5 protein-coding genes and 1 tRNA gene are annotated in these 5,343 nt (G+C 74.0%); 3 read left to right on the forward strand and 3 right to left on the reverse strand.

The window, feature by feature from the left end; all coding sequences use genetic code 11:
* Positions 1 to 154 precede the first annotated feature (154 nt).
* Positions 155 to 769, reverse strand: a complete 615-nt coding sequence (locus AB0K09_RS29365; protein ID WP_366068445.1) for an ALF repeat-containing protein — start codon at positions 767 to 769, stop codon at positions 155 to 157.
* 248 nt (positions 770 to 1,017) lie between these two features.
* Positions 1,018 to 1,092 (reverse strand) — tRNA-Val (locus AB0K09_RS29370).
* Positions 1,093 to 1,283: 191 nt separating this feature from the next.
* On the opposite strand from AB0K09_RS29370, the gene AB0K09_RS29375 reads away from it, so the two are divergent.
* The 3 genes from AB0K09_RS29375 (at position 1,284) to AB0K09_RS29385 (ending at position 3,878) form a co-directional block, all read left to right on the forward strand.
* Positions 1,284 to 2,087, forward strand: coding sequence for a DUF4097 family beta strand repeat-containing protein (locus AB0K09_RS29375; protein ID WP_366068446.1), 804 nt, complete (start codon positions 1,284 to 1,286; stop codon positions 2,085 to 2,087).
* Positions 2,088 to 2,238: 151 nt separating this feature from the next.
* Complete coding sequence (locus AB0K09_RS29380; RefSeq protein WP_366068449.1) at positions 2,239 to 3,570, forward strand: hypothetical protein; 1,332 nt, start codon at positions 2,239 to 2,241, stop codon at positions 3,568 to 3,570.
* A gap of 86 nt (positions 3,571 to 3,656) precedes the next feature.
* Positions 3,657 to 3,878, forward strand: a complete 222-nt coding sequence (locus AB0K09_RS29385; protein ID WP_366068447.1) for a zinc ribbon domain-containing protein — start codon at positions 3,657 to 3,659, stop codon at positions 3,876 to 3,878.
* Between the two features lie 187 nt (positions 3,879 to 4,065).
* Here the strand turns inward: AB0K09_RS29385 and AB0K09_RS29390 are convergent.
* A partial coding sequence (locus AB0K09_RS29390) for an FAD-dependent monooxygenase (RefSeq protein WP_366068448.1) occupies positions 4,066 to 5,343 on the reverse strand: 1,278 nt, incomplete at its 5' end.

Here is a 5,343-nt window from a genome sequence, read left to right on the forward strand (position 1 = left end):
GGAGGGCGGCGGCCCGCTCTCCCCCCTCTGGGGCGTCCTGTCGGACATCCCCCTCCTCGGGGGCCTCTTCCGTCAGCCGGGAGCCTGAGCCCGGCCCACGCCGAAGGGCCTCCGGCCGGGCTCGGCCGGGGGCCCGCGGCGCCGAGCTGTGGCCCTACGCCTTCTTGTCCTTCTCGCGCGCAACGAACTGGCCGGTCTCCAGGAAGGCGACCCGATCCGACGCACTGCCCATCAACGCCGCCTTGGCGGCAGCCTTGAGGGCGGGTCCCGCGTCATTGACCATCCGCGTGATGACGACGCTGTTGTCGTCGTCCCGGGCCACGAACTGACCCGTCTCCAGGAAGGCGACCCGGTCTTCCGGAGTGCCCTTCAACGCGGCCTTGCCGGCCTCCTTCACCCCGACACCCCCAACGTTGATGATCCGCGAGACGAGCACCATGTTGTCGGTATCTCTTTCCTCGAACTGACCGGTCTCGAGGAACTTCCTCATGTCCGCGGGAGTGCCGGCGAGCGCAGCCTTGCCCGCGTCCTTCACGCCCGGTCCTCCGAAGCTGATGATGTGCAGGATCTCGTTCCGGTCCTTCTCCGCCTGCTGGTCCGTGCCGACGGGCGCTGCCCCCCGCTGTCCGACGGTCTTCGCCACGGAGCTCTGGGCCGACCGCGCGGACGAACCCGCGGCGGCGCCGTCGGCGAAAGCCGACGAGGTCAGCAGAACGGCCGGAGCGATGGCAGCCACGGTGGCCACCGCGGCAATACGAGAGAAATTCAAGGTATTCCCCACCCTTTCGCGACATCTGTGCGTCGGCCAACTATATGAGCCAACCCCGGCTTGATCCACCGATTAGTTCCAGCCGCCGACGGCGCTCCTACGGTGCTGTACACAACGCGCAGGAGGCTGCCGTGCGCGCTCGGTCTCGACCACGCCGCCCCAAACCACGGCGCGCGAGACCGGCCGCTTCGCATGCCGTCCAAGAACGCCGAAGACCCCCAGCCATGCCCGGCTGGGGGTCTTCGCGCTGGTGGGCACAGACGGATTCGAACCGCCGACATCTGCTTTGTAAGAGCAGCGCTCTACCGCTGAGCTATGCGCCCTGGACGAAGGGACAGCCTACATGGGGCCCCGCGCCTCCCCGCAAACCGGGCGGGGCGGCAGGGGGCGGGGCCGGGCGGGGGTTATCCCCACCCCGGACCCGGGAGGTCGCCGGATCCCGGTGGGGGCGCCCCTCTGCCTAGCATCATCAGCGCAGGTCAGAGCAGGTTCGTGCGCCCGATCGGAGATCATCATGCTGCCCCGTGCCACCCGTGCCGCCCGCGTGTTCCTCGTGACGAGCGGGGCCCTGGTCGCGGGGGTGGCGCTCGCCGGGTGCGGGGCGAGCGCCGAGGACGCCGCGCCCGAGAAGCGGACGTTCGCGATCAGCGGGCGGCAGCTCACCGTGGATACGGACAATTCGGCCGTGGAGCTGGTGCAGGGCGCGGACGAGGGCCGGCAGATCAAGGTGACGCGGTGGTTCGACGGGTGGGCGCTGGGCGGGACCGCCGGGGTGTCGTGGGCGATGGACGGGGACACCCTGAAGCTGCGGCTGAAGTGCAAGGGACTGAGCGTGGGGTGTGAGGCCAAGCACCGGATCGAGGTGCCGCGCGGGGTGGCCGTGACGGTCGAGGACGGCAACGGGGCCGTCACCGCGCGCGGCTTCGACGCCGATCTGAAGCTGGTCTCGGACAACGGCGCGCTGTCGGTGCGCGACGCCAAGGGGCGGCTGGAGCTGCGGACTTCGAACGGTGACGTCACCGCGGACGGCATCGGCTCGCGCCAGGTGTCCGCGAAGGCGGACAACGGGGGGATCCGGCTCGCCTTCGCCGGGGTGCCCGACCGGGTGACGACGGAGAACGGCAACGGGCCGACCCGGATCGCCCTCCCCGGCACCGCGTACCGCGTGGAGACCGGGACCGGCAACGGCCGCACGAAGGTGGACGTGCCCACCGACCGGTCCGGCGCGCACGCCGTGAGCGCGCACAGCCGCAACGGCGACATCACGGTGATCACCGCCTCCACGACGGCCTCCACGAAGGCCTCCACGACGGGCTGACCGCTTTCGGGGTCGCCCCTCCCGGATGGGAGAATGGCATCCGGGCCTGGGGTGATCCATCGGGAGAGGGCAAGTGGCGGCAACCTTCGCACAGTCCGTAGGGCCGGAGTCCGTACGGCCGGGGCGGCGCCGCCGTCGCGGTCCTCGCGCCCTGGCCGCCGCGCTCGGCGAGACGGCGGCGCTGGCTGTCCTGCCCGTCCCCCTGCTGCTCGCCGTGACGGCGGGGGCGTTCGCCGGGAGCGGGGGCGCGCGCCGCTGGGGCCGGGGGCGCGGGGAGGGCCGGCGGGCCGAGGCGCAGGCCGCGAAGGACGCCGCCGCCGCGGCCTTCTACGAGCTGGACACGGCGCAGCGGGAGCTGCGGATCTCGATCGAGACGATCACGGCGGTGGACTCCTCCCCCGCCGCCCGCAAGGCCGCCGCCGACTTCGAGGAGTTCGGGCGGCGCATCGACGAGGTCTCGCACGCGTACATCGCGGCGGTCGACGCGCACGACCTCGACCGGGAGGACCTGGACGCCTCCGTCGCCGGCCGGGCGTGCACGGAGCTGACGAAGGCCAAGGACGAGCTGCTGCGGGTCAAGGCCGATCTGGAGCGGTTCGGGCAGGGCCTGGCGTCGCTGCTGGGCCGGGCCGAGACCGAGCTGGCCCGGGTGGCGCCCGCCGTGGAGCGCGCCCGGCAGGCGCTGCTGGCCGCGAGTGAGGCGCTGGACGGCGCGCGCGCCTCCGGGCTGCGCGCCGACGATCTCGCCGCGCGGCTGGCCGCGCTCTCCCCCGAGCTGACGAAGCTCAACCAGGGCGCCGGGCAGCACGGTGTGCGGGAGACGATCGAGCGCGGGGAGCGGGTGCAGCGCGAGGCCGCGGCGATCCGGGACGAGGCCGCGCGGCTGCCGGAGCGGGCCGCGGAGATCGACAAGCGGCTGGTGTCGCTGCGGACCCGCGCGCAGGCGCTGGCCACGCGCGCGGAGGGGGTCGACCCCGTCCTCAGCGAGCTGCGCCGCCGCTACAGCGCGGCGTGCTGGCAGGACCTGCAGCGCGTGCCGCAGGAGGCCGCGCGGGCGGTCGCGCAGGCGGAGGAGAAGCTGCGGGAGGCGCGGGCCGCGCGGGAGGAGCAGCGGTGGGCGGACGCCACGGCGCTGCTGTCGACGGTGCGGGCGCTGCTGAACACCACCGACGAGGGCGTCTCCGCGGCCGGCGACCGGCTGCGCCGGCTGGACGAGGTGTCGTTCGACCACCAACAGGAGGTCCAGCGCACGCGGTTCGCCGTCCGGGACGCGCAGCGGCTGGCCATGGCCGGGCGCAGTACGCCCGACCCCCGGCACGCCGGGCCGCTGGACGAGGCGGTGGCCCGGCTGGAGCGGGCGGTGGACGGGCTGCAGGGGCGGCACCCGGACTGGTGGCACTTCCTGACCGAGACGGACGCCGTGCGGCGGACGGCGGCCCGGGTGGTGCGGGAGATCCGCGAGGAGCGCGGCGCCGGACAGTAGAAGCGGAAGGTAGAAGCGGGCAGCGGACGCGGGCAGCGGACGCCGGGCGGTGGGGCCCATGGCCGGCCCTGGCTATGCTGCCTCGCATGCCTCGTTACGAATACCGCTGCAAGTCCTGCGGTGACACCTTCGAGCTCAACCGCCCCATGGCCGAGTCCGCGGACCCGGCGACCTGCCCGGCCGGGCACACGGACACGGTGAAGCTGCTGTCCACGGTGGCCGTGACCGGTGCCGCGGCGCCCGCCGCGCGTCCCGCCGGAGGCGGGGGCGGTGGCGGCGGCTGCTGCGGTGGCGGCTGCTGCGGCTGAAGTCTTTTCCGGCGGATCCCCGCCGAGGGTGCGCGCCGGTGTGAACACCGCCGGCCCGGCACCGCGGTGGTCGCTCACCCTCACGGCGGGAGGAGAACCATCCGCCGCGACGGCGACAAGCCACCGCGGCGAGAGTCCGGCGGAACACACGACCACCGCAACCAGCTCGTCCGCTATAAGCCAAGCGCTAGCGTCCCGGCGTGAACCACCGGCTCAGATACGCGTGCAGCGCATGCTGGTCGTTCGCCCTCGCCAGCAGACCGATGTGGCCGTCCGGCCGCACCAGCAGCAGCGAGCCCGGCGACAGCCCGCCGCGCGCCCGCGCCTGGGGACGTACCCGGAACAGTTCCACCGGGACGGCGTGACGGTCGATCAGCGCGCGCAGCCGCGCGGTCTCCGCGGTTTCGCCCTTGCCGTCCTCCTCCGGGACCAGCAGCAGCGTCCAGCGGTCGTAGGACAGCAGGTCGTGCAGATGGCACGGGCCGCGCTGGGCCGTCACGGGCAGGTCCGGGAGCCGGTCGCCGGCGTGCAGCCCGTGCCGGGCGAAGCCGGAGGACAGCTCGCTCTCGCCGTGGTGCCTGGCGAAGTCGCTGAGCAGCCCCCTCCCCCGCCGGGCCACCCGCTCGCTCGACAGCAGCGCCGGCAGCAGCAGGCGCATCCCGGCGAGCGTGGCCCGGCCGGGCGGCAGTTCCAGGACGTTGCGGCGCATCTCCCGCATGACCTGCCCGGCCGTGTGCCGCTGCTCGGTGTTGTACGTGTCGAGCAGCGCCTCGACGGCCCAGCCGCGGTGTACGGCGGCGAGCTTCCAGCCGAGGTTGTGCGCCCCGCGCAGCCCCGTGTTCAGACCGTGGCCGCCGATGGGCGCCCACAGGTGCGCGCTGTCCCCCGCGAGCAGCACCCTGCCGCGCCGCAGGGACGCCGCCATCCGGTCGTGGAAGCGGGACCGGTTGGTCCAGGGCGGGCTCGTCGGCACCAGCCGGGTGCCGTCGTCCCGGGCGACCCTGGCGACGAGCGTCCGCATCTCGTCGAGGCCCGGCGGGGCCTCCAGCAGCGGGTCCGGGTCGGTGCAGAAGGCGAAGAAGCGGTAGCCGCCGCCCGGCCGCGGGCTCGCCATCACCGTCGCCCGGTGGTCGAGGAAGAAGTAGACGAGGTCGGGCAGGTACGGGTAGCGCCAGTCGGCCTGGGCGTTGATCTGCAGCGCCTGGAGATCGAAGCGCCGTTCGCCCTCGAAGGGGACGCCCAGCGTTCTGCGCACGAGGCTGTGCGCCCCCTCGCACCCCACCAGCCACCGGCAGCCGACCGTGCGCAGCCGGTGGCCCGGGCCGCGCACGTCCACCTCGGCGCCGTCGTCGCAGGTGCGCACGGCCACCGCCTCGGTGGCCCACTGCACGTCCGTGCCCAGCTGCCGCAGCCGCTCGCGCAGCAGCCGCTCGATGTCCTGCTGCTCGATGGCCAGCGGGCGCGG

This window comes from Streptomyces sp. NPDC049577 (assembly GCF_040675635.1).
Lineage (GTDB): Bacteria > Actinomycetota > Actinomycetes > Streptomycetales > Streptomycetaceae > Streptomyces.

Coding starts and splice junctions, on each gene's coding strand:
- AB0K09_RS29375 (WP_366068446.1), top strand. CDS start 1,284: ATGCTGCCCCGTGCCACCCGTGCCGCCCGCGTGTTCCTCGTGACGAGC.
- AB0K09_RS29385 (WP_366068447.1), top strand. CDS start 3,657: ATGCCTCGTTACGAATACCGCTGCAAGTCCTGCGGTGACACCTTCGAG.